The 23388-nt window shown below is 53.9% G+C and carries 23 protein-coding genes; 16 read left to right on the top strand and 7 right to left on the bottom strand.

Translation table 11 applies throughout. The annotated features are described in order from the left end of the window. Positions 1-125 precede the first annotated feature (125 nt). Together BM412_RS28995 and BM412_RS28990 are read left to right on the top strand one after the other, a co-directional pair. On the top strand, positions 126-1886 hold the full coding sequence (locus BM412_RS28995) for an ABC transporter ATP-binding protein (RefSeq protein ID WP_091225189.1): 1761 nt from the start codon (positions 126-128) through the stop codon (positions 1884-1886). Positions 1887-1924: 38 nt separating this feature from the next. Then, entirely contained in the window at positions 1925-2884 is a 960-nt protein-coding gene (locus BM412_RS28990) for a D-2-hydroxyacid dehydrogenase (protein WP_091225188.1), read from the top strand. Positions 2885-2893: 9 nt separating this feature from the next. On the opposite strand, the gene BM412_RS28985 is transcribed toward BM412_RS28990, so the two are convergent. Then, positions 2894-3562 (bottom strand): phytanoyl-CoA dioxygenase family protein, encoded by a 669-nt coding sequence (locus BM412_RS28985; RefSeq protein WP_177246145.1) that lies wholly within the window; start codon positions 3560-3562, stop codon positions 2894-2896. Positions 3563-3674: 112 nt separating this feature from the next. Between BM412_RS28985 and BM412_RS28980 the strand changes: the two genes are divergently transcribed. Then, entirely contained in the window at positions 3675-4307 is a 633-nt protein-coding gene (locus BM412_RS28980) for a hypothetical protein (protein ID WP_091225186.1), read from the top strand. A gap of 24 nt (positions 4308-4331) precedes the next feature. After that, on the top strand, positions 4332-4781 hold the full coding sequence (locus BM412_RS28975) for a YdeI/OmpD-associated family protein (RefSeq protein ID WP_091225185.1): 450 nt from the start codon (positions 4332-4334) through the stop codon (positions 4779-4781). Positions 4782-4941: 160 nt separating this feature from the next. Here BM412_RS28975 and BM412_RS28970 read toward each other — a convergent pair whose 3' ends face one another. From BM412_RS28970 to BM412_RS28960, 3 genes are all read right to left on the bottom strand, one after another. After that, the gene (locus BM412_RS28970) at positions 4942-5736 is read right to left on the bottom strand and encodes a sigma-70 family RNA polymerase sigma factor (protein WP_256256645.1); all 795 of its coding nucleotides are present in this window, start codon (positions 5734-5736) and stop codon (positions 4942-4944) included. A 93-nt stretch (positions 5737-5829) separates the two neighbouring features. Then, on the bottom strand, positions 5830-6279 hold the full coding sequence (locus BM412_RS28965; protein ID WP_091225184.1) for a carboxymuconolactone decarboxylase family protein: 450 nt from the start codon (positions 6277-6279) through the stop codon (positions 5830-5832). 198 nt (positions 6280-6477) lie between these two features. After that, on the bottom strand, positions 6478-7866 hold the full coding sequence (locus BM412_RS28960) for a glycosyl hydrolase (protein WP_091225183.1): 1389 nt from the start codon (positions 7864-7866) through the stop codon (positions 6478-6480). 198 nt (positions 7867-8064) lie between these two features. Here BM412_RS28960 and BM412_RS28955 point away from each other — a divergent pair, with 198 nt between their 5' ends. From BM412_RS28955 to BM412_RS28920, 8 genes are all read left to right on the top strand, one after another. Beyond that, complete coding sequence (locus tag BM412_RS28955; protein WP_371264870.1) at positions 8065-8859, top strand: alpha/beta fold hydrolase; 795 nt, start codon at positions 8065-8067, stop codon at positions 8857-8859. A gap of 116 nt (positions 8860-8975) precedes the next feature. Continuing rightward, positions 8976-9314, top strand: coding sequence for a DUF5658 family protein (locus tag BM412_RS28950; protein WP_091225181.1), 339 nt, complete (start codon positions 8976-8978; stop codon positions 9312-9314). Between the two features lie 44 nt (positions 9315-9358). Beyond that, on the top strand, positions 9359-10684 hold the full coding sequence (locus tag BM412_RS28945) for an amino acid permease (RefSeq protein ID WP_091225180.1): 1326 nt from the start codon (positions 9359-9361) through the stop codon (positions 10682-10684). Positions 10685-10845: 161 nt separating this feature from the next. Further along, a complete protein-coding gene (locus BM412_RS28940; RefSeq protein WP_091225179.1) occupies positions 10846-11133 on the top strand; it encodes a hypothetical protein in 288 nt (95 codons plus the stop codon). 131 nt (positions 11134-11264) lie between these two features. After that, positions 11265-11798 (top strand): GNAT family N-acetyltransferase, encoded by a 534-nt coding sequence (locus tag BM412_RS28935; RefSeq protein ID WP_091225178.1) that lies wholly within the window; start codon positions 11265-11267, stop codon positions 11796-11798. A 58-nt stretch (positions 11799-11856) separates the two neighbouring features. Continuing rightward, a complete protein-coding gene (locus tag BM412_RS28930) occupies positions 11857-14121 on the top strand; it encodes a glycoside hydrolase family 3 N-terminal domain-containing protein (RefSeq protein WP_091225177.1) in 2265 nt (754 codons plus the stop codon). 322 nt (positions 14122-14443) lie between these two features. Beyond that, entirely contained in the window at positions 14444-15331 is an 888-nt protein-coding gene (locus BM412_RS28925; RefSeq protein ID WP_091225299.1) for an ATP-binding cassette domain-containing protein, read from the top strand. Then, positions 15328-16119 (top strand): ABC transporter permease, encoded by a 792-nt coding sequence (locus BM412_RS28920; protein WP_091225176.1) that lies wholly within the window; start codon positions 15328-15330, stop codon positions 16117-16119. Before BM412_RS28925 ends, BM412_RS28920 begins: the two co-directional genes overlap by 4 nt. A 49-nt stretch (positions 16120-16168) precedes the next feature. Here BM412_RS28920 and BM412_RS28915 read toward each other — a convergent pair whose 3' ends face one another. Continuing rightward, complete coding sequence (locus BM412_RS28915; RefSeq protein WP_091225175.1) at positions 16169-16969, bottom strand: TetR/AcrR family transcriptional regulator; 801 nt, start codon at positions 16967-16969, stop codon at positions 16169-16171. A gap of 200 nt (positions 16970-17169) precedes the next feature. On the opposite strand from BM412_RS28915, the gene BM412_RS28910 reads away from it, so the two are divergent. Next, the gene (locus BM412_RS28910) at positions 17170-18003 is read left to right on the top strand and encodes a helix-turn-helix transcriptional regulator (RefSeq protein WP_091225174.1); all 834 of its coding nucleotides are present in this window, start codon (positions 17170-17172) and stop codon (positions 18001-18003) included. 123 nt (positions 18004-18126) lie between these two features. Next, complete coding sequence (locus BM412_RS28905; RefSeq protein WP_177246144.1) at positions 18127-19140, top strand: ABC transporter substrate-binding protein; 1014 nt, start codon at positions 18127-18129, stop codon at positions 19138-19140. A gap of 444 nt (positions 19141-19584) precedes the next feature. Here BM412_RS28905 and BM412_RS28900 read toward each other — a convergent pair whose 3' ends face one another. Both BM412_RS28900 and BM412_RS28895 read right to left on the bottom strand, forming a co-directional pair. Continuing rightward, positions 19585-20394 carry a CPBP family intramembrane glutamic endopeptidase gene (locus BM412_RS28900; protein WP_091225173.1) on the bottom strand — a complete coding sequence of 270 codons (810 nt, stop codon included), beginning with the start codon at positions 20392-20394 and terminating at the stop codon, positions 19585-19587. A 231-nt stretch (positions 20395-20625) separates the two neighbouring features. Continuing rightward, positions 20626-21513 carry a LysR family transcriptional regulator gene (locus BM412_RS28895; RefSeq protein ID WP_091225172.1) on the bottom strand — a complete coding sequence of 296 codons (888 nt, stop codon included), beginning with the start codon at positions 21511-21513 and terminating at the stop codon, positions 20626-20628. Positions 21514-21649: 136 nt separating this feature from the next. Between BM412_RS28895 and BM412_RS28890 the strand changes: the two genes are divergently transcribed. Then, positions 21650-22741: a branched-chain amino acid aminotransferase gene (locus tag BM412_RS28890; protein ID WP_091225171.1), complete on the top strand. Its 1092-nt coding sequence runs from the start codon at positions 21650-21652 to the stop codon at positions 22739-22741. A gap of 110 nt (positions 22742-22851) precedes the next feature. Next, positions 22852-23346, top strand: coding sequence for a ferric reductase-like transmembrane domain-containing protein (locus BM412_RS28885; RefSeq protein ID WP_091225170.1), 495 nt, complete (start codon positions 22852-22854; stop codon positions 23344-23346). Positions 23347-23388 lie beyond the last annotated feature (42 nt).

Raw genomic sequence — 23388 nt, 5'->3', positions numbered from 1 at the left:
CCTATTATGGGTTATTCTGCATGTATGGATGATCTTTATTAAGTATAAAGATATTACATGGAATGTAAACTATTTCTTTTTGGAAGTCTTAAAAAAACAGTGTGGTTAGAGACGGAGGTTAGGGATTGAGCACATCGACCAGGAGCGTCGCCGGCCTGATTCGCAGACAGGGATTCCGGCAATTTTTAGAGCTTTGTAAGCGCTATAAATATTTATATCTGGCCGTACTGGCGCTGCAGCTTGGCGGCACGGGAGCCGCGCTCCTGCTCGCGGAGCTGAGCAGAAGGATCTTCGACGGCGGCGCGGAGCTGTCGCATGCCGAGCTTGTCCGATTAATCATCGGTATAGCGGTTATGGTCATTCTGGGCTTGTTCTTCTCCTTGGGAGCACGGATTTGCAACCAAGTCGTAAACACCAATATTGTGTTCAGAATGAGGCAGATCATACTGCGGCAGCTAACGAATCTATCGCTGAAGTATCACGAGCGCACGCACAGTGCCCACACGCAGAATATTCTCTTTAATGAGCTGGAAGTGTTCAAGCATTTTATCGTATTCGATATGCTTCGGCTTATCTCGCTGCCCGTATCCTTCGTCGCCGTCGGCATTTATTTGTTTACCGTTAATCCTTTGCTCGGCGCCATCGCCATTCTTGTGGGTCCTTTCCAACTGCTCAGCAACCTGGTGATGAGAGGGAGATTCAAGGATCTCATTGCGGATCAGCAGGTTAACGGAGGCGAAGTCTTCTTTCACATGGATGAGACGCTCTCCGGCATTCGGGAAGTGAAAATGAATCAATTGGAGCAATCGGTATTTGCGAGGTTTGAGAAGGTGTGCAAGGAGGGCATTCGGCTCTGGGTTTCCGTTGAGAAAATGGAGGCGGTTCGCGAGTTTGTCCGACTCGTTCCGGAGAAAATCGGTTATTTATTGGGTATAACCATCGGCGCCGTTCTGATGGTGAACGGGGATATAGGCCCCGGTGCGATCATCGCCTTCCTGACGCTGCTCGATAAGGTAAGCGAGCCCTTCGTCAGCATAACGGCTATTATCAGCTCCCTGCAGCGGGTATCGGCCGGCGCGGAAAATCTGCTCACGGTTATGGAGATGGAGCCTGAGGTGAAGGATCAAGGGAAAGCGCTACCGGCCAAGCCTTGCTCCATTCGGTTCGATAATGTGTCTTTTGCCTATGAGCCGGATCGTCCTGTCCTTCATAACGTCAGCTTCGAGATTCCCGCAGGCAAATCGGTTGCATTGGTCGGGCCAAGCGGCAGCGGGAAGAGCACCTTGATTAAATTGCTCTATCGGTTCTACGAGCCTATCAGCGGTTCGATTCGACTGGATGAGCGTCCGATGGAGTCCTATACCATCGCTTCGCTGCGGGGGCAGTTGGCTGCCGTTACCCAGGATGTGTATTTATTTGACGGCACGATTCGGGAAAATATTGCGATCGGGTTCGCGGATGCGACGGAGGAGGACATCCTTAGAGCTGCTGAGCTGTCACAATCCGCATTTATTGGAGAGCTGCCGGAAGGCCTGGATACAAGGGTCGGGGAGCGAGGCATTAAGCTATCCCATGGGCAGAGACAGCGCATTGGCATAGCCCGAGCTGTGCTTCGCCGGGCGTCGGTCACGATTTTGGACGAGCCGACCTCTGCACTCGATGTGGAGACGGAAGCGATGTTCCAGAGCGATCTGCCGAAGTGGGCCGGGGCCAGCACCAAAATCATCATTGCACACCGGTTGTCGACGATTCGCGATGTGGATTATGTCATCTTCCTGGAAAATGGGCGCGTACAGGAGATGGGCTCGCCTAAAGAGCTGCTGCAGTCGAAGGGGCGGTTCTCGGATTTCTGGAGAAACCAGCATATTCATGAGTTTGTCAGTTAACGAAGGAAATGGACTACAACTAAGGAGGCGTTTTACATATGACAACGATACTTTGTTTGCAAGAGCTTACTTCGGAGCAGCAAGAGGCGGTGCGGCAGGCGGCACCGGAGGCGTCGATAATTTTCGGACGGAAACCGGAAACGGAGGATCAAGCTTTTCGCGAGGCGGAGATTATCCTCGGGTGGGATGCGAGAGTGAAGAGCATTGCGCTGCAGGAGGGGGCTAAGCTCCGCTGGGTGCAAAGCTGGTCGTCGGGGATCGACAGCCTGCCGCTCGATCTGCTGGAGGAGCGCGGGATCCTGCTGACGGATGCCAGCGGCGTACACGCCAGATCGGTGTCCGAGACGGCGGTTGCCATGATGCTGGGCTTGTCGCGCGGCATTGCCGCGGCCGTTCGCAATCAGCGGACAAGCCTATGGGAAAGCCCGGATACGCTCGCCGAGATGAACGGAGGCACCGTCGCGATTGTCGGCGCAGGCGAAATCGGCCGCGAAGTGGCGCGGATCGCTCGCGCGTTCGACATGCGCGTTATCGCTGTGCGCCGATCGGGCGGGTCGATGCCGGAAGCGGATGTCGTCTATGAAACGTCGCGTCTGGATGATGCGCTGCGGGAAGCGGACTATGTCGTTAACATTTTGCCGCTTACGGGGGAGACGCAGCATCTGTTTCATGCCGAGCGGTTCGCCGTGATGAAGCGTACGGCTTACTTTATCAACGTGGGGCGCGGCGCGACAGTGCGCACGGAGGATCTCGTTGAGGCGCTGGATCAGGGCATAATCGCAGGCGCGGGTCTTGATGTGTTCGAACAAGAGCCGCTGCCCGCGGATCATCCCCTATGGGCGATGCCGAACGTGATTCTCACGCCGCATAATGCCGGGGGGTTGACCGTTCGCAACGGGGAGCGGCTCGTGAAGCTGTTCCTATCGAATTTGGAGCTGTATTTGTCCGGGCATGCTGCCGATCTGCGTAATTTGGTTGATTATAAGAAGAGATATTAGAGGGTAGCGTTACTTCAGCGCAAAGGCGGCCTTAGCCCATGGATATTCGGGGTCGGGCTGGGTTCCATCTTTATAGGTAGAGATAAGTGCCCAGCGATCTGCGCCGGATGTGTTGGAATAGGAGGCGTGCAGCAATAAATCGTGGAAGACGATGGCATCTCCCTTGGAGGCTTCGAAGTCGACAACCTGCGAAGCATCGATCTGTTCTTCGTTCAAACGATGGATGAAGCCATGGTTATCCGATGCATCTCCATCATGGCTGACTGTCGAACGATGGGAGCCGGGAAGGACTCTCAGACAGCCGTTGGCCGCCGTCGCATCGTCCAGCGCAATCCAAACCGAGAACTTGTGACTGCCGTGCCAGTAGGAGTAGTCTTGGTGCCATGGTGATCCGAAGTCCGTGCTGGCATTCTTGAAGACGACCTTGTCGTTCATGAATAAGACGGCATCGCCGATGATCGCCTTCAACGCGCGAGTCAGTTCGGGTGTCCGCGCAGCTTCTTTGAACAATTCGCTTTCCGCCGCTAACCCGAGAAAAACGCCGCTTTGATCGACATCGTGTTTGGCTAGAATACGGGCTGCTTCTGCCTTTAAGGCTTGCACCTCATCTTGCGAATAGAGCTGCTTCAGAATGAAATAGCCTTGCCGATCGAACTCTTCCTTCATGGCTTCTGTCATGCTCATTGCCTCCTAATCGATATGATGCGGAATGAATGGCAAACCGTGCTAAAGGGCGTTATAGTATGAATGGTAAAGCAACCGGATAAAGGTGTAAAGGGGCGATACCGACATGCAGTTGTTTCGGATGCAGGTGGAGTCGGAAGGCAAGAACGGGTTATCTGAATATGTGGAAAATCATTATATAAGCTGCGGGAGACCGGGCATCGGAGACATGAGTCTGTTGACCAAAACAGAGCTGGAGCGGAAGCTGGCTGAGGGCTATGGGCTGGATGGGCCGGAGCTGGAACGCGAAGCGGAGGCCCATTACAGTTTCGCGCAGGTCATGCAGGACGGCGATTACATCATCGTAAGCGATAGTGAGTGCATGTATCTGGGGGACCTCGGCGATTATTATTATTTGGATGATTGCGACAATGCTGAGGATCAAAGCGGTCATCGGCGAGGCGTGACTTGGCTGCGAAGCTTGAACAGCGAAGAGCTGCATCCGGAGCTGATTCGTTTCCTGGAGCAGGCTGGGAAGCTTGGCATGTTCGAGCGCCCGGTAAGCAAGGAGCAGTTGGATCGGCTGCTGCTGCGCAACCAAGCGCCGGTCGGGGCGAGGCTGGTCGACGAGGCAACCGTACAAGAAGCGCTCGACATTCTGAAAGCCGCGATGCGAAGCGAGGATGCGGAGCGTCGGGAACAGGCGGCAATCGCGATCCTGCAATGGGCGGGAATGGAGCGGCAGGCAGACAAGGTATGATGAATCGTAGAGGAGGCGAAGGGGATGAAGTTTCGAACTGTAGTCGAGCTTGGCGGCAAGACCGCAACCGGCTTCGAGGTACCGAGCGAAGCCGTGGCGTCACTTGGGACAAGCAAGAAGCCGGCCGTTAAGGTGAAGATTGGCGCATATAGCTACCGCAGTACAGTCGCTTCTATGGGCGGCCGCTTCATGCTGCCGCTCAGCGCGGAGAATCGCCAAGGCGCCGGCGTGGCTGCGGGCGAAGAGATTGAAGTCGAGCTTGAGCTGGATACCGAGCCCCGGGAGCTTGAGGTGCCCGAGGATTTCGCAGCCGCACTTGGCGGAGAACCGGCATCCCAATCCTTCTTCGATGGATTGTCTTACAGTAACAAGCGCAGAATCGTGCTTGCAATAGACGGCGCGAAGACAGCTGAAACCAGGCAGCGGCGGATTGAAAAAGCGGTGCAGGCGTTAAGCGAGAGCCGCATCCCATAATAAATGCAGAAGAGCTGCCGGGGCGTGACCTCAGCAGCTCTTCTGCTGATTTCGATCACGGATACGCGTGAGCTTCTCGGGGTTAGAGACCATATACACAGCCCGGATGGCGCTGAAATCCTCATTCGGTTCGAACACGAGCGCAAGTGGAGGCCTACCCTCACGCTGTAGAAGCAGTCCTTGCTGGCCGCTGATCGATACATGGAACAGCTGACCGTCCAGAGAGCCTTTGCTTGCTATGCCGGCAAAGAAAGCCGCAATGCGGCTGCGACCCAGAATCATAGATAGCGGCACGAACGATACCGCCGCCGTCGCTGATCATGATCGCATCTTCGGTCAGCAGATGAATGAAGCCCTCCAAGCGGCCGGTATGAATCGCTTGCGTGAAGGACTGGACGAAACGTTCCACGGACGAGTCCATGGTCGTTTCATTGTCCGTGCGCGTCAAATGGCCAATCTTCGCGGAGGCGCGGCTGAAGATCTTGCGGCAGGCAGCTTCGGACTTATCCAGCATGGCCGCGATGTCGGCGTAATCGTAGCCGAACGATTCGCGCAGCACGAAGACGGCGCGCTCCTGAGGCGTGCAGGTCTGCAAGAGCACAAGCATGGCATAGCCGAGCTGCTCGCGCTGAATGACTCGCTCCAGCGGTGCATCCGGAGTCGCAGTGCCAAGCTCGATCACGGGCTCCGGCAGCCAGTGGCCCGTGTAGCTCTCGCGCTTGCGCGGCGCTGCTTTCATCACATTGAGCGCGCGGTTGGTGACCATTTTGACCAGGTAGGCCTTCGGGTGCGTCATATCGATCTTGCCCAGCTTACTGATCGCAACGAACACATCCTGGACGGCATCCTCGGCTTCGCTCATCGAGCCGAGCATGCGATAAGCGATGGACGTAAGCAGCGACTTATGTTCGCGGTATAACTGTTCCACTTCTAACGTGCGATCGATCGACGTCAAGGCGCATCCCCCTCCGATTCTAGATGCATTTTATCAAGATAAGAGCATGAAAGAAAGCCACCCTAGGGGGGGGCGGCTTGTCAGTTCGTTCCGTTATTTCGCAAAACAGTCAGGGAACATACCCGTGGCAATCGCGATCCGGTTCCAGCCGTTAATGGCATTGATGGCGAGCAGCAAAGCAACAAACTCGCTTTCATCGAAATGCTTGCGGGCTTCGTCGTAAACGCTCTGAGGCACGCCGTCTTCGGAGATGAGCGTAACCGCTTCGGTCAACGCGAGTGCGGCACGTTCCTTCTCCGTGAATTGAGGGGACTCGCGCCACACCACGATCAGGTTCAGCCTGCACTCGCTTTCGCCCATGGCGCGCGAATCGGTTGTGTGCATATCCACGCAGAACGCGCAGCCGTTGATTTGGGAAGCCCGGATTTTGATAAGCTCATAGATTACATTATCCGCAATCAACTCTTTTGCCGTTCCATCTAGTTTTTGCATCGCTTGGTAAGCTGTTGGGTTGGCTTTGGATGCGTTCATTCGTAAGTGCATATCGATTCCTCCGTCGGATTCTATTTTTGAAGATACACTGCTAAGACAATTCATGCTCTCATTCTGTGACAGTGCGGCCGGCTAATTTACAAAAAAAACTCCGAGCGCGCTCGGAGCCTTTTATGGCAGGTGAAACTATTAAGTTAGAACTTGTTGCAAAATCCGCATCATTTCTAACGCTCCCCGATGATCGGAGAGCTAAGCGTGGCCGACATGTCTCCAGTTCGGGAGCCGATCAAGCGTAATGCAGCTCGGGTGATGATAAACCTTCTTCAGCTGCTCGTCGGACGTGGATTTGCCATCAATTACGAAGCCTTCGCCCCATGTCATATACCACAGCCAAGGCGTGCGGCTCGCGATGAGCTGATCCGGATCCGGAATCGATCCGTTCTCGCCAAGCGCAATGAGCTTCCTGCCTCCGGCAAGCGCATCCACTTGCTCGAACGGCTTGCGCAGCGGACCGTAATTGGCAGAAGGCGCATAGATATCGCAGCTGTCGATGTCCGTTTCGTCATCGCCCGGATACCACTCCTGCACATGCGAATTCCAGACCCAGATTAAATTATGAAGCTCGTGCAGATTCGTCAGCCGATCGTATAGCAAGCGCCATAGCTGCTTGCACGGTTCAGCGCCGAATGCGCCCCACCAGAACCAAGCGCCGTCTGCTTCGTGCAAAGGCCGCCACAATACAGGTACGTTCGCATCCTGCAGCTTCTTCAGTTGCTCCGCAATGGCATCGATATCGGCCAGCAGCAGCTGATGCTCGTTCGAATCGGGCTTCAGCGCGAGCGGAAGATTAAAGTCGGTGTTCTTCGTGTAGAACGTTTTGTCCGTACCGCCTGTAGGCGCGAACCAGTGCCAGGTCAAGGTTACGATCCCATTATGGACGGTCGTCCACTCGATGGCGGACTCGATGGAGCCTTTGTTCTCTGCGATCTCCTGCAGCTTATGCGGAGTTGGATCTGCCGTCTCGGTAGCATGCGTGTAGCTGAGCAGGTCAAACCCGCGAATAGCAGGCTGTTTGCCGGTTAGGCTTTCGATATAAGCGAATTCCTTCGCGGGTGTAAACCCGGAAGCGGTATGCTGGCCCGTAAGTAGGCCCTTGCCAAACTGACTGTTCAAATAGTTCCACAGCGACACGGTTTCCGCCGTTGCCTTCGGATTGATCAGTTGGCGCGGCGTACGGCTTAGCTCCGGCGAGTCTACGGCGGATAACAGGAAGCAGTCGACTTCCACGCCGCTGTCCCAGGCTTTGAGCAAAGCAAGCGTATGCGTGCCGGTCTTTAGATAAACGCTGCATTGACGCTCTGTTACAAAACCGTCCGTCGGCCGGGATCTTACGTAGCCGTAGCAATTGCCGTCGACGAGGAGTGCGTTGGACCGATAGCCGTCCGGTACCGCATAGCGAACGCTAAGCTCATAGAAGCTGTCCTCCTGAATCTGTACATCCACCTCAAGCCAATCCCCTTCATTTTCCGTGCCATTCACATAACCGGCTCCGCTAAAACCAGGTGTCACATGTGCAACCGCAACGCCTTGGAAACGGCCCTCTTCGGCCTGAACGATAATCGAGCTGCTTGTTTTCATCGGCTAGTTCCTCCAATAGTTGGAATTGATTATTGTTCTTTCACTATATAGCAATCTTCCGGTCGGTTGAATGTACATATATCAAATAGAAGCTGTGCCGAGTCAGGCACCCTGAAGGCGCATCGGACATAGACTAGGCTATAAACCAATGCTATGTACGAAAGGACCAAGGTCATGTATCTCGATATAAGGAATAGCGTGAGTGAGTGGATTCCCGGCTGGCAGTATGTGATGGAGCAAAGAGCGAAGGAGCGCGAGCAGCCGCTTACCTTCGTCCTCGTCCACGGTTCATGGGCGGATGCCAGCTTCTGGAATGGGGTTGCGGTCATGCTGCGCAGGATGGGACATCGCGTATATACCCCTGAATATCCGGGCCATGGCAGCGATCCGAATAAGAATGTGACGCATGCCATGATTACGAAAGCGGTAGCCGATTTCATCATCGCGAATAACTTGCGCGACATTGTGCTGGTCGGACACAGCTTCGGCGGATCGGTCGTGCAGAAGACCGCGGAGCTCGTTCCGGACCGGATCAAGCGGCTCGTCTTTATGGACGGTTTCGTGCTGGGCGACGGGCAATCCGTCGTGGATCAGTTTCCGCTTCCCGTGCAGCAAGTGTTCGAGCAGCTGAGACAAACCTCGAAGGATGATTCGCTCGTGCTGCCGTTCCCGGTCTTCCGCGAGCAGTTTGTGAATTTGGCGGATATCAAGCTTGCGCAGCAGCTGTACAGCGAAGCGAAGCCGGAGCCGGCGAAGCCTGCTTTTGAGAAGTTGGATTTGAAGAAATTCTACAGTTTGACCATCCCGCGAAGCTATCTCTATCTCACGGAAGATAATTTGCTGCCGCAGGGGGAGGGCTATGGCTGGCATCCGCATATGTCGAGCCGGCTTGGGGTGTTCAGGCTGATTCGCTCGCATGGCGACCATATGACCTACTTCAGAACGCAGCCCGGGCTTCTGGCGCAGAAGTTGTATGAGGCTTCAAGAGATTGATCCGTATAGGAGAGCAGTGGGAGGAGGTCGCCGCTGCTCTTTTCGCTATATGGAAGGGGATGTATTTATTTGGCAGAATGTGATACAATATGTATCTAAATTATGGAGGTGATGCGATGCCGGCTCGAGCGAAAGCGGCCATCAGGAGCTTGCGACCGGGTAAAAGTACGTTGAAATGGCTGGTTGTTTTATCTTTTTTCGATGCATTTGCGACAGATATGGGCATTCGACTGCGTGCGATTCATGAAGCAAACCCGTTTGCTGCTTACTTATACGAGACAGATCCGACCGTCTTCTACGCGTATAAGATTATTTTGCCGCTGCTTCTGTATTATCTGATACAAAATGTATCAGATACATCATTTCTAAAAAAATGGATTCTCATCGTTACCCTCATCTACGCGCTGCTGGCCCTATATCATCTCGTATGGATGCTTCTTGTTTTTGTGCTATAACCCGGGCATACTAACGCGAAGATTCGACGTGGAGGGTACTGGGAATGCATAAAAGATTGGCATGGTGGCAGCTGTCGCTAATCGGTATAGGCTCGATTATCGGGGCAGGATTCTTCCTGGGGAGCGGTCTCTCGATTGGGATGGCGGGGCCATCCGTGCTCATCGGCTACATCATTGCAGGACTTGCCACATTCATCGTGTTTGCTGCTTTGGCCGAAATGACCGTGAACGACCCGCAGCCGGGCTCGTTCCGCACCTATGCCAGATTGGCCTTTGGCCGCTCGGCGGGTTTTATGTCCGGATGGATCTACTGGCTGGCCGGCGTGCTGATTATGTCCAGTGAAATCGTCGCGCTGTCTACCTTTACGCAATATTGGTTCCCGAACATTCCGCTTGGCATCTTCTCCGTGCTCTATGCTGTGCTTGGGTTTGGCATTAATTTTATGGGTGTGCGTAATTTCGGCGCTATCGAGTCTGTGTTTGCCGTTATCAAGCTAACCATTCTTATCTTGTTCATCTTGTTTGGCGTACTGTTCGTGTGCGGCTTGCTTTCTACTTCGCCTAAGGTGCCGATTCAACCCATTGGTAGTCATGATTGGTTTCCGCATGGCTTAAGCGGGCTGTGGTCCGCTATGATTTTTGTCTTCTTTTCGTTCGGGGGCATTGAGGTCGTCGGGGTTACCGCATCCGAATTGAAGCGCGGGGAGGAGATTGCGAAGGCCGGGCTTACGCTCCTAGTGGTGCTGGTTCTTGTCTATGTGCTTGCCTTGTTCGGGGTACTCAAAATGACGGAGCCCTCAGCTATCAGTGACGCTGCCAGCCCGTTTGTAACGGCGCTTTCCGGTTTTCGCATTCCGTATCTGGGAACGCTGTTTAATCTCATTATCATCAGCGCAGCCTTCTCTACCATGGTCGGGGCGTTATTCGGCGTGAGTCGCGTGATGGTATCGCTGGCGGAGGATGGCGATGCCCCGCGTTCATTGAAGCAGGTAAACAGTCGCGGCATCGCTTCAAAATCACTCTGGATTACAGCGGCTGCCCTGGCTGTTACCATTGTCTGCTCGTACATACTGCCTCATACGATGTATGAATATGTGAGTACGGCTGCCGGGGCGATGCTGATCCTAAACTGGATCCTCATTCTGGCTTCTTCGCTCAAATTACGCAGCCGCTCCGAAACGAATCGAGGCAAGCTTCGCATCTTTACGCATCCCTATGGCGCTTATGTCGGCATGGCGCTCATACTTGTGGCCATCTCCGGCGCGCTTCTGCACCGCAATGAGCGGATTGGGCTGGGCCTCAGCTTGGCGTTGATTCTGCTCGTATTTGTTGCTTCCCGAATTGTACCTTATACCGGTCGGCGCCACTGAAGTTGCTGCTGCGGGTATAAATAGGCCGTGATCTGACTCTGCTGTAGTCAGCTTCGCGGCCTTTTCATGGGCAGATTGCTGCATGTTCCATTTACAAAATCGGCGACCCTATATCATAATTTAGTTGTGCGGCAACTGGGGATTTAGGGAGGTCATTAGAAATGAAAAAGTACTTTATCATTAGCCAAATTATTTATGTTCTCTTCTTGCTGCCATGGTTCGGGATATTCATCATGTCGTTCATGTCCTTCGACGCCGGCTTCAGTACCTGGAACGTGGCTTTCGTCTCCGCCATTGCGGCGTATCCGGTGGCTGCAATTGGTTGCTCCATCCTTGCTTGGGTATTTCACAAGCGCCGAGAAGGGTTAGCGAAGGCGGTTAATGCCGTGCCCATGCTCTGGGTAGCCGGTATCGTCGTATTGCTGGTCTATGTTTTTGCGGCCTCATGATTCGAATTATTGATTACTGTAATGGATAACATTCGTTATACAAATCATGCTGCCGAGCGTATCATCTTCCTATATGGTGCTGGGCACATCGCCGCCATCATCTAAATTAGGCAAAAGGTGCGTGGAGAAGGATGAGGCATGAAGTGCAGATAGAGAGAATCGATTCGATTATCGAACATAGAGATGAGCTGTCTGAGCTGCTGGCAGCGGTTGTTCAGGATGGTGCCTCACTTGGGTTTCTCCCGCCGCTAAGCCATGCTGAAGCTGCAGAATATTGGGCTCATGTACCGGCTCCGGAAGTCCGGCTGTATATCGCAACGAAGGACAACCGGATTGTCGGAAGCGTACAGGTGCATTTGTGTACGAAGCCTAACGGCGGTCACCGGGCGGAGATCGCTAAACTAATGGCGCATCCCGACTATCGCCGGATGGGAATTGGGCGGACGCTCATGCAGACAGCCGAAGCTGAGGCGAAGCGGGAGGGGCGCTCCTTAATCGTGCTGGATACGCGGGAAGGTGACCCATCCAATCTCCTCTATGCGTCTATGGGTTATATACAAGCAGGCAGAATTCCCGATTACGCCATGTCAGCGGACGGCGGACTGGATGCAACCCTTATGTATTACAAGCTGCAGCTTACAGACTTAGAGATTGCTGCAACGTAACTAAATAGGTTCCTCTGCGTCTATACAATCAGAAAAAAGATACAGAGGTGTGTTTGGAATGACGATGACGAAATGGAAAGCAACCGCGGTTGGCGCGGCTGCCGGCATTGCCTTTATGGTATGGGCAGGAACGGCGGCAGCGGCGGGGGAACAATTTACTGATTTACAGGGAGCCCAGTGGGCGGCGGATAGCATTATGTACATGGCGAAACGGGGAACGGTAGCCGGTTACGGCAATGGGCGTTTTCTGCCGGAAGGTGCGGTTACCCGTGCACAGGCGGTCACCTTTATGGTGCGAGAACTGTATCCGCAGCAGTTGGCGGATGGCGAACAGACGTATACAGACGTCCCGCGAAGCCATCCGTTCTACAAAGAAATTTCAGTTGCGGCCCGGATGGGATTGGCAGGCGGTTTCCCTGACGGTACGTTTCATCCGGATGCTCCAATCAGCCGCGCGGAAACGGCCGCTTTTCTTACTCGCGCATACGCCTTTCAATCCGGGGAGCGCGTGGTGAGTTTGTCCGATACGTCAACGCATTGGGCTGCTGCGCCTATTGGGATTATGAGCTCGAATGGGCTGATCGGCGGGTATGCGGACGGCACCTATCGACCGGATAAATCCGTGACGCGGGCGGAGTTTGCGGTGTTTATGACAAGAGTGATCCGGTTCGAGAGAGAGAACGCCATTCAGGCGAAGGACTGGGATAAGCTCCTATCCTATATGACCGTCAGCGAGCAGGTAGGGCAAATGCTCATGCCGGATATCCGGCAGTGGAAGGGGCAGCCGACGACGACGGTGAACGACGGTATCAAGGAGACGATTCGCGATCAGGATCTGGGCGGTCTAATTCTATTCGAGAAAAATATCGTGAATGCCAAGCAGGTTACGACACTCACGCATGGGCTGCAAGCAGAAGCGGGAGACATTCCGCTGTTTCTTGGCATCGACCAAGAAGGCGGCGTAATCAAACGAATTCCCGGCGGCACGAACCTGCCCGGGCAGATGGCGCTTGGCGCAGCGCGGGATGCGTCGCTGGCCGAAGCTGCCGGGAAGCTCACGGGCGAGGAGCTGAAGGCGCTCGGTATGCAGCTTGATTTTGCGCCGGTGCTCGATATTAACAGCAATCCGGACAATCCGATTATCGGGATGCGCTCCTTCTCCTCCGACCCGGATTTGGTCACGCGGCTTGGGCTGGCAGAGATCAAGGGGCTGCAAGCCTCGGGCGTTATCCCGGCGGTGAAGCATTTTCCGGGGCATGGCGACACGACGGTCGATTCCCATCTGGGACTGCCCGTATTGACGCATGATCGCGCGCGTTTGGATACGGTTGAGCTGAAGCCGTTCCGCGCTGCCATCGCGGCCGGTGTGGAAATGATCATGAGCGCGCATATCGCGTTCCCGGCTGTAGACAATGAACATGTCATCTCTCGCAAAGACGGCAGCAGCGTACCCGTGCCGGCGACCTTATCGAAGAAGGTGCTGTCCGGACTGCTGCGGGAAGAGCTCGGGTTCAAAGGGGTTATCATATCCGATGCGTTTACGATGAACGGGATCGCGGAGCATTTTGGCGAGGAACAGGCGGTCGTGCGTGGAGTATCCGCAGGTATCGATATCATTCTGATGCCGCAGGATTCGGCGATTGCGCATCAAGCGCTGGTGAAGGCCGTCAATAATGGAACGCTCTCCTCGGATGCGATTCATGCATCGGTTAAGCGGATTTTGCAGCTCAAGGCAAAATACGGCTTGTTTGGCGGCAGAGGCGAGAGTCTTTCTTCCAAGCTGGCAGCATTGCCGGCGGTTATCGGGACTGCCGCGCATCGCAGGGTTGAGCAGGACATTGCGGAACGCGCGGTTACGCTGCTCGCCGGGCGTGATGGGAATTATCCCGATCGTACCCGGCAAGGGGATCGGGTCGTTATTGCTGCAGCCGACGAAGAAATCGGGAAGCAGCTGGATAAACAATTACGAGAAGCAGGAGCGTCACAGCATCTGAGTACAGAGGTCGTGATTATCGGGCCGGGGAAGACAGCTGCTGCGCTGCCTAAGCTGAAAGGCGCGGATTACGTGATGGTAGCCTCCTACCAATTCCGCAACGCAGCCAGTCAGTTCGGGTGGTCCGATTACCAAACGGTAATCGATGAACTGAATAAGCTGGGCAAGCGGTATGCGCTTGTATCGCTGGGCAACCCATATGAGCTGCTTTACTTGCGCGACGTGAAGTCGGCCGTGGCGCTCTACGGGAAGCAGGAGCCGAATATCGGAGCCGGTATGAACGCGCTGCTCGGGCAGTCGGAGCTGCCCGGTGTGTTGCCGGTACAGTAGTGAGAACATTCTACCCACACAACGGGAGCTGAGAGTCCCAAAAGCGATCTTTCAGCACCAAAAACTCACCGAATTCATGCTGAGAGTTCTAAAACACGACTATCAGCATCCAAACTAACCAATCTAACCCCACAACCGGAGCTGAGAGTCCGCAATAGCGAACTCTCGCCACACAGTGGCCGCCGGTAATGCGGTTGGAGAAGAACAGAGGGTCCAGGCTGTATCTAAATTAGATGCGCGGGACCTTTTTTCTTGTTGTAAATTAACTGTGTACATAATATACTGATTATATCATACACAATTAATGAGGGGAATGATGGTTGTGGCAAAGCTTGCAATTGAAGCTGCCGGGCTGCGAAAGAGCTTCGGCAGTCAAACGGTGCTGGACGGCATCGACTTGGCGGTACCGAAGGGGACGATCTTCGCATTGCTTGGACCAAACGGAGCCGGCAAAACGACACTTATTCATATTCTATCTACGTTGATCGAACCTGATGACGGCAGCGCGCGGATTGAAGGGTATGACATCGTGGCAAGCAAAAAAGAGGTGCGCCGGTCGATTGGACTGACCGGCCAGTTCGCCGCGGTCGATGAGGTGTTGACGGGGGCGGAGAATGTGAACATGATGTGCCGCTTGTCCGGTCTGTCAGCTGCGGAAAGCCGCGTTCGCACGGCGGAGCTGCTCAGAAGCTTCGATCTGGAAGCCGCTGCAGGCAAGCGCGTGAAGACCTATTCCGGCGGGATGCGCCGCAAGCTGGACCTTGCGGTCAGCCTGGTCGTGCACCGGCCGGTGCTGTTCTTGGATGAGCCGACAACGGGGCTCGACACGGTGAGCCGCCGCGCGCTCTGGGCGAATATTCAGCAATTGAAGGAGCAGGGCATCACGATCTTCCTGACGACGCAGTATTTGGAGGAAGCGGATCAGTTAGCCGACAGGATTGCGGTCATTAACCATGGCCTTGTGGTCGCGTCCGGGACCGCCGCCGAGCTGAAGACGCGTGTGGGCGGCGAAGTAATCGAGCTGCGAAATAAGGACAATGAGCTGCTTCGCTCCCTGCCAACGAGCGGGACCATCGCAGATGTGTGGCAAACGCTCGGCAGCGTCGTTCATTCCTTCCCTGAAGGCACGCAGATCAGTATTCGCAAGCCGAGCATGGACGATGTTTTTCTGGCGTTAACGAGCATGGAGAAGGAGGCGTCACCGGCATGAGAACCTTACAGCATCGGGTACCGAAGCCCGCATCCTTCGGCGTAACCAACCTTGTCTTCATCGGACGGAGCCTCCGTCATAGTTTGCGCAACGTCGAGTCGCTGGTGATGGCGATTATGCTCCCCGTTATGCTCATGCTATTGTTCACCTATGTGTTCGGCGGCGCCATTGATCCATCGGGCGACTATGTCGTTTACGTCGTACCGGGAATCATCCTGCTGTGCGCAGGGTTCGGTTCCTCCAGCACCGCAGTCGATGTCGCGACAGACATGACGAACGGCATCATTGATCGGTTCCGTACGATGCCGATCCGTTCGCTTAGCGTGGTCGTTGGGCATGTGGTCGCGAGCCTGGTCCGTAATTTGCTGGCGACCTGTATCGTTATCGGCGTTGCCCTGGCCGTGGGCTTCCGCTCGGACGCAAGCGTACTGGAGTGGGCGGGTGCGCTCGGCGTCATCGTCCTGTTCATCCTGACGTTCACCTGGTTATTCGCCGCGATCGGGCTGGTGACCGGGAGCCCGTCGGCCGCGAGCGGCTACGGCTTCGCACTGCTCTTCCTTCCGTATCTGTCGAGCGCCTTCGTGCCGACCAGCACGATGCCATCATGGCTGCAAGGTTTAGCCAATCATCAGCCGATCACGCCGGTCATCGAGACGATTCGCGGCCTGCTCTCCGGTACGCCGATCGGGGACAACGGCTGGTGGGCGATCGGCTGGTGCACGGCCATCCTGATTCTGGCCATCGTATGGTGCACGCTCGCGTTCCGCCGCAAAGCCGGCCAGCGGTAAAACAACAAAAGCAGCGATTCAGAGCCGATGAGCTCGAATCGCTACTTTTTTACATCTGACGCCTCACTTCAAGATACTGCTCGATCCCATCCAGTATACGCTCCAGTCCGAAGGCCAAGTCGTCTCCAATCGGACTCTCGACCTCACCTGTATACGCGCCTGACATGACGATCGGTTGCAGGTCCGGGAAGTTGCTCTCCGTAATGAGCTGCTTCAATGCGGCCGTGTAACTCAAGCCGGAGAAAGTCGAGAAGCTGTCGCCGGCTTTAATGACCAAATCCATGTCTCTGGCAATCATGCCGCATGCCCTCGCATAGCTGCTAATCAAGAGCACGAAGGACATTTTCTCAAAATCATTCACGGGGAAGTCACGCATAATGCGAAGCATCCAATCAATAATACGAAGATTGCCGGGCATCATGGGGACGCTTCGAATGGGAATATCGGCGAACCAGGGATGGTCCCGGAAGACCTTGATACAGAATTGCACGTAGTCCTGCATCTCCGCGCGCCAATGTTTCTTTGACGCTCCCGTCTCCGATTCGGGCTCCGCTTCCGGTGGAGGAGGGCAGACTCTATCTTGCATCAGCAGCAGCAGGTCCTCTTTGCTCGTTATGTAACGATATAGGGACATCGTAGTGAAACCGAGCGCTCCGGCCACGCGGCTCATCGATACGGCGGACAGTCCGTCTTGATCGGCGATTGCGACGGCGGTGTCCACGATTTTGGGGATGCTGAGCTCGCCCTTAGGTCCTCTGCGCGACTGCTTGATAATGCCCCAGCTCAGTTTTACGCTCTCCGGCAAGCTTTGTATCGCTTCATCATCATAGTGATCCTTAGTATCGGACATTGCCATTAATCCTCCGTCAGCTTACTGTTTCTATAAGTGTATATGTAGTAGACAGTATATCATAATTCGAGACCTCGGAGATGATGTAAAGCCTTGCCGGGATCGCAACTGACGATTTTCCCAGCCGCTCCTATAGTCACCTCGTCAGCCTGTACATTTTGTTATATGATGGGGAGAATTAATGAAGGGAGTGGAACCACATGGCCTACAGTTATGAAGAGCTGGCGAGAAAATTTGTACAGACCCCTGTCGATCTGTTTGGTGTGTACAGGACGCAGCTTGAAGCGAACCAGGTATACAGCGGGCATGTGGACAAGCCGACTTCGAAATGCGCGATCATCTTCTCTCTAAGCGGAGCTGCCGAATTTATCTTCGATGACGAGGAACGCTACCGGCTTGAGCCTGGCAGGGCACTGATTGGGGGAGCGGGCAGAAGGCTTGAAATCAGAGTGGGCGACGACGGCTTTCAATATAACATCGTGCATTATCTGCCGAGCATGGCGGAACCAGCGCCGGGGGGCTTAAAGCGTACTCACGAAATAACGCTGTTGGAAGTTATGGTAGATCCAGAGCTGCTGCGGCTGCAAGAGCAACTGCTTCAAGCCGCTTCAGCGCCAGACAGTATGGGGATGCTGGAGAAGAAATCGTTATTCTACCAGTACGTAGCCAAGCTGCTTCAGTCCGAGCGCAACCGTCAGAACAAAGAGAGTTATTCGGTGATCGACGATGCGCTCAGCCATATTCATGACCACTTCATGGATCCGCTGACGCTTGCCGAATTAGCCGAACGCTACCAGATGAAGCCGAAGTATTTCTCTTATTTATTTCGCAAATATACGGGCACCGGACCGATTGATTATCTCATCCATTACCGCATGAACAAGGCGCACGAGTGGCTGCTGACCGAGCAGGTGTCGGTATCGGCGGTCGCGAGAAGCGTCGGGTACGCGGATCCTTACTACTTCAGCCGACTGTTCAAGAAATATAAAGGCGTAGCGCCAAGTATGGTCGGTCATCTTCATCAGAAGAAATAGTCCATTGTCATGTCGGGAATTTCTCTATTCTATTTTCCTGCGTCTGATGGTACTGTTTTACTTGATAATGAGAATCGTTATCGAAACAGACAGTATGAGGATATGGAAGAGGGGAAGCTTGACATGCATCTGAGAAAACAGTCTTATTGGGTACTAATCGCTCTGTTGAGTTTGGCTTTGATCCTAAGCGCGTGCTCCGGTTCGAAAAATAACGGGGCATCTAATACTGCACCGAGCGATGAAGCGGAGCAGAGCAGCAACACTACTTCGGCAAGCGCATTCCCGCGCACCATCGAAGCAGCAAACGGCAAAATCGAAATTGCCAAAAAACCGGAAAGAGTGGCGGTCGTTCATTGGGGGTATGCCGACTCGATCCTGCTGTTTGATCTGAAATCGGCAGCGCTTGCGCTTCCTTTTACGGAGAAATCATCGGCCCTGCATACGGACAGCTACAAGCCTTATGTGGACAAGCTGGGTGAACTGGTCATCGTAGGCGAGAACACAACGGTGAATATGGAAGCTTTGCTGAGCTATAAACCGGATTTAATCATCGCGGGTAACGCCATCAATGCCGAAATAACAGATCAGCTGGAGAAAATCGCAACGACGGTCGTTATCGATGAAGCCGTAACCGATATTTGGAGCAATTGGCAAGCGCTCGTTACGAAATTCGGGGACATCCTCGGACAAGAGGACGTTGCGAAGCAATACATCGACAATTACAATGCGAACCTTCAAACAGCCAAAGAGAAACTGGCGAAAGTGGAAGGCACCGTAGCATTCATCCAAGTTCGGAATAATGCGGTATGGCTGGGCGGCACGAAGTATTTGACGCAGTACTACGGCAGCGGACTTGGCTTGAAAGCGCCGACTGATCCGGCTATGGAGGAAGGCGTAGAGCTTTCGCTCGAAGGGTTAAGCAAGCTTAATCCCGACCATCTCTTCCTCGGCTACTTCAATTACGTCGACAAATCGCTCCCTGCCATGACGGACGATTGGGAGAAAAGCGCAGTCTGGAACAGTCTGAATGCGGTTAAAAACAAACAAGCCTACGCCATCAACGGCGAGCTGGCGATGGGCTACGGTCCAATCGGCAACAGCTACGGGGTGCAGGCTGTCCTTGAAGCCTTAGAATAAGAGTACCAGTAACTGCCTCCTTGGGAAGTACGGGATAGCGCCATTTCCGTGCTGTACCGGGGAGGTTTTTTGTATTCTTGTCCTTTTTGAGGGGCTCCTTGGTTCGGGAATCGATCGCGAAGGTACGCGGAGGTGCGCGGTACACATCGGTAGCTATTCCCCCTGCCGGGGCCGAGGAGCGAGATGCGTTCTAACGGTTGCCATTGCGCTTATTGGGTCTATTTTTGCCCTCTAAATTCTCTAACGGTTGCCGGAGAGCTTATTTGACCTTTTACGACCGGAAATCGTACCTAAATCGCGAAATAGCCTCTCATACAACCGTTACAATTGTGGAACGTCGAAAAAGGGGAGAATAGGCGCACTGGCAACCGTTAGACTTCGGGAGCGACTCTCTCTGACAGCCCAAAAGCGTCTCCCCTGAGAGAGACGCTTTGCTTTGGATGCTTACGCTGGATTCGAACTCTTCTTCGCGTTGTACTTCACGACGCTAGCTGCCATATAGATCGCTGAAACAGCTAGGATGACGATAAGCCAGCCGTCGTGAAGCGAGCCGAACCAGTCGAAAGCAGATGTTTTGACAAAAGCAAAGAACAACACATTAAACATGCAGCCGATGAGGATGACCGACCAAATCGACCGCAACCGGATATACATGTAGCCATACAGGAAGCCAAGCGGGATGCCAAGCAGCTGCATCGCGATCCCTCCAGGCTGAAGAGCGGCAATAATGATGGAAACGAGGAGAACCGCCCAGAAGACGGCCACATTGCGGCGCGCTTCATTGAAGAGGATGCCCACGAACAAGATGAGCTCCAGCGCGGTGTTGATGACGGCTGAGACGATGAGGTAGCCGGTCGGAACGTCGGCATACTGATTAGTGAAGGTTGCCAGCTCGCTTACCCCTTGATGGAGCAGGAGCTTGAGGGCGGCGGTGAAGAAGAAAGCAAACCCGATGCCGACGGTGATCATATGCACGGCTTGTAAGGTTGAAATCGGCAGGTACTGCTGCATCCGTATAAAGCCCGGCGGCGTCTGCGAATCCATCAGTTTGTATTTGACCTTATATGCCAGATAACACAACACGACGGACAGCACCAGCACGATAAAAGCTTGCGCAGGCAATTGTTCGCCTTCTCCGAAGGTTCCCCACTCCGTCAGCGGATTTACAGCTGCATTGTAAATCACGATGGCGGCAATAATCATGGCTACGTACAGCACTACATTCGCGAGCATCGCAAGATATCGTCTCATCATTCAGATTCGCCCCTTTAATTGGGTTGCGCAAATCGGAGGTACAAGACAACATATTCAGGGGATTGAGTGTCTATGCCAGCCATGCCATCGGCTTCACGATCGGCAGCGTTATCAGTGGAAGATTCGACGAGTTCAGATGAGCGTGAAGACGAGCTTTAATATCAAAGAAAGGCCGACATTCTCCTTGGACGGAGCAATATCGGCCTTTCGTATGGTTGTCGCGAGCGAGGACTATTGAAAACATTCGATAAAATGCTGAGCGCGTTTGGACAGCAGCTGGTCCTTCAGCCACAGAATGCCGACCTCGGATTGAAAATCGGCGTCGCGAATAGGGAGCGTGATCACGTCACCGGAGGGAAACGAGGAAATAACCGATTTCGGAAACACCGTTGCGCCGATTCCTGCGGCAATTAGGGACATAATAATGGCGACGCTGGAGCATTCGCAGATGATGTTGGGCTCAAAGCCGTGACGGCGGAATTCGTTTACGACCTGCTCGTGCATTTTGATTGTTTTGTCGGTCTTTAATGTAAGCTGCGGATATTGGGCGAGCTCCTCGATGCTGATATCGTTCCCTCTGCCGGGGGAAGCCCATGCGGCAGGCATCAAGGCAACATAAGGATCGGAAGGAAGCGGGAGCATATCCAGCTTGTTCGGAAGCAGATGAGCCTCGAACGGCAATCTGGATATGACGAGCTCAATCGAGCGTCTCTCCAGCATTTCGCCCAGCAGGTAATGGTCGCCCTCGGCAATCTTAAACGTGACCTGAGGGAACTTCTCGCGCAGCTGCTGGATCGGCCCCGGGAGTATGGAAACGCAGGAAACAACCGCACCCAGGGAGAGCGTACCTCGCACACCAAGCTCAAGCTCTTTGACTTCCTTCATGGTCTCGTCTAATTGCAGCAGCAGCGACTCTGCCCGGTCCTTAAGCAGCCGCCCTGCAGCGGTCAATGTCAGCTGGGTCCGGCTCCGCTCGAACAGCTGGGCGCCGAGCTCATCTTCCATCAGCATGAGCTGCCTGCTAAGGGGCGGCTGCTCCATATGCAGCAGCTTCGCCGCTCGTGTAATCTGCTTCTCCTGTGCAATGGCCAAGAAGTATTTGAGCTGTCGAAAGTCCATTTAAACATCCCCAATTTATATTCTCTTTGCATACTTTAAAGGTATGGATAGTGAACAGAATAGATATTTTATATATACCTCAACAGGTGGTAGTATGCAATCACCAATTAGAAAGTAAGGGAGTAGTGATTCAACCATGACAGCAGCCAATAACGCCATTTCGATCGAACGCAGTCTGAACAAGAAGACGAAGCCAGCGCAGGATCAGCTAGGTTTCGGTATCTATTTTACCGATCACATGTTTGTAATGGACTACAGTGTCGAGCAAGAGTGGCATAACCCGCGCATCACGCCGTACCAGCCGATCGTACTCGACCCGGCCGCGAAAGTGTTCCATTATGGACAAACCATCTTCGAAGGCTTGAAAGCCTACAAAACCGAAGACGGCGGCATTCAGTTGTTCCGTCCTCGCGATAATTTTGCCCGTATGAACCGTTCCAACGATCGTATGAGCGTGCCTGATCTGGATATTGATGTGGCCATTGCAGCGCTGGAGCAGCTCATCGCAGTCGATCAAGACTGGATTCCGGATCTGCCGGGTACATCGCTGTATATTCGCCCATTCGTCATTGCCACACAAGCGACGCTTGGCGTGTCTCCATCCGAGAATTACCAATTCATCATTATCATGTCGCCTGTTGGCGCCTACTATCCGGAAGGAATCAATCCGGTCAAAATCCACGTGGAATCCCACTATGTTCGTGCAGTTGTAGGCGGCGTGGGTGAAGCGAAGACAGCCGGCAACTATGCGGCGGCCTTGAAGTCGCAGCAAGCCGCTAAGGAAGAAGGCTACACGCAGGTTCTGTGGCTCGATGGCACGCAGCACAAATATATCGAAGAAGTCGGCAGTATGAATGTGTTCTTCAAAATCAACGGAACGGTCGTAACGCCTGCACTGAACGGCAGTATTCTAGCGGGTATTACACGCAACTCGGTTATTCAGCTGCTTAAGCACTGGGATGTTCCTGTTGAGGAGAGAGTGCTTTCCATTGAGGAGCTTTATGAAGCGGGTCGCAACGGTACGCTGGAAGAGGCTTTCGGAACCGGTACCGCAGCCGTTATTTCGCCTATCGGCGAAATGAACTGGAACGGAGAGAAGCTCGTGATCAGCGAAGGCGTGACCGGCCAGCTCTCGAAGTCGATTTATGATACGCTGACAGGCATCCAAACCGGTGCCGTTGCGGATCCGTTCGGCTGGGTCAAGAAAGTCGAATTCAGCCAAGAGTAATCAAATTATGGTGAGGCTATACGCAGATGTTCATCGTACTGTGAGATTTTTCGAGTGGGGTCTATGGTAGAATCAGAAGTAAGGATTCTTCTCGAAAAAGGAGCACGTACATGCTGCAGCCTCGCCATTTTTTTATTTTCTTGCTACCGCTAATTAATGCAGCCGTGTGGATTGCTTTTCCACCTGTGGATCACGGGCTTCAGCCTTCGTTTGCCCAGCGTCATCTGGGCGAAGTGATCGGCTCGACAATGATGATTATGATGGCCTTCACCTTATTGCTCGCAACGAGAATCCGGGTATTGGAACGATTATTAGGCGGCTTGGATAAGCTGTATGTCGTCCACCGGAACGCGGGTATATTTGTATTTCTGCTGCTTTTCCTCCATCTGCTCGTCATGCCGCTTAATCCGAATGAGGTCCCTCCCGGACGGGCTCCCGGCTATATTGCTTTTGGGGGTTTTGTCCTGCTCATTCTCCTATCGGTGGCGCCGAGGATTCCGGGGGTTCGGCGGGTTATGCGGATAGGCTACCGAGGATGGCGGATCTCGCATCGGTTTATCGGGGTGGCGGGTTCCATTCATTTTGAACAATTCCGGTTCCGATGAGCGCTGTGCTTGTGCGGAGGACCGCGGCGTTGAGTTTTCATT

The organism is Paenibacillus sp. BC26 (genome assembly GCF_900116125.1).
GTDB classification, from domain to species: Bacteria; Bacillota; Bacilli; order Paenibacillales; family Paenibacillaceae; genus Paenibacillus_Z; species Paenibacillus_Z lignilyticus.
The sequence above is the reverse complement of the archived record's forward strand: the minus strand, read 5'-3'. Positions and strand labels throughout refer to the sequence as shown.

Bases quoted from the DNA above. Each gene is read 5' to 3' on its own strand.
- BM412_RS28885 (WP_091225170.1), top strand. From the start codon at position 22,852: ATGCTGCAGCCTCGCCATTTTTTTATTTTCTTGCTACCGCTAATTAAT.
- BM412_RS28980 (WP_091225186.1), top strand. From the start codon at position 3,675: ATGCAGTTGTTTCGGATGCAGGTGGAGTCGGAAGGCAAGAACGGGTTA.
- BM412_RS28960 (WP_091225183.1), bottom strand. From the start codon at position 7,866: ATGAAAACAAGCAGCTCGATTATCGTTCAGGCCGAAGAGGGCCGTTTC.
- BM412_RS28975 (WP_091225185.1), top strand. From the start codon at position 4,332: ATGAAGTTTCGAACTGTAGTCGAGCTTGGCGGCAAGACCGCAACCGGC.
- BM412_RS28890 (WP_091225171.1), top strand. From the start codon at position 21,650: ATGACAGCAGCCAATAACGCCATTTCGATCGAACGCAGTCTGAACAAG.
- BM412_RS28900 (WP_091225173.1), bottom strand. From the start codon at position 20,394: ATGATGAGACGATATCTTGCGATGCTCGCGAATGTAGTGCTGTACGTA.
- BM412_RS28895 (WP_091225172.1), bottom strand. From the start codon at position 21,513: ATGGACTTTCGACAGCTCAAATACTTCTTGGCCATTGCACAGGAGAAG.
- BM412_RS28990 (WP_091225188.1), top strand. From the start codon at position 1,925: ATGACAACGATACTTTGTTTGCAAGAGCTTACTTCGGAGCAGCAAGAG.
- BM412_RS28950 (WP_091225181.1), top strand. From the start codon at position 8,976: ATGCCGGCTCGAGCGAAAGCGGCCATCAGGAGCTTGCGACCGGGTAAA.
- BM412_RS28920 (WP_091225176.1), top strand. From the start codon at position 15,328: ATGAGAACCTTACAGCATCGGGTACCGAAGCCCGCATCCTTCGGCGTA.
- BM412_RS28945 (WP_091225180.1), top strand. From the start codon at position 9,359: ATGCATAAAAGATTGGCATGGTGGCAGCTGTCGCTAATCGGTATAGGC.
- BM412_RS28940 (WP_091225179.1), top strand. From the start codon at position 10,846: ATGAAAAAGTACTTTATCATTAGCCAAATTATTTATGTTCTCTTCTTG.
- BM412_RS28965 (WP_091225184.1), bottom strand. From the start codon at position 6,279: ATGCACTTACGAATGAACGCATCCAAAGCCAACCCAACAGCTTACCAA.
- BM412_RS28935 (WP_091225178.1), top strand. From the start codon at position 11,265: ATGAGGCATGAAGTGCAGATAGAGAGAATCGATTCGATTATCGAACAT.
- BM412_RS28905 (WP_177246144.1), top strand. From the start codon at position 18,127: ATGCATCTGAGAAAACAGTCTTATTGGGTACTAATCGCTCTGTTGAGT.
- BM412_RS28915 (WP_091225175.1), bottom strand. From the start codon at position 16,969: ATGTCCGATACTAAGGATCACTATGATGATGAAGCGATACAAAGCTTG.
- BM412_RS28930 (WP_091225177.1), top strand. From the start codon at position 11,857: ATGACGATGACGAAATGGAAAGCAACCGCGGTTGGCGCGGCTGCCGGC.
- BM412_RS28910 (WP_091225174.1), top strand. From the start codon at position 17,170: ATGGCCTACAGTTATGAAGAGCTGGCGAGAAAATTTGTACAGACCCCT.
- BM412_RS28985 (WP_177246145.1), bottom strand. From the start codon at position 3,562: ATGACAGAAGCCATGAAGGAAGAGTTCGATCGGCAAGGCTATTTCATT.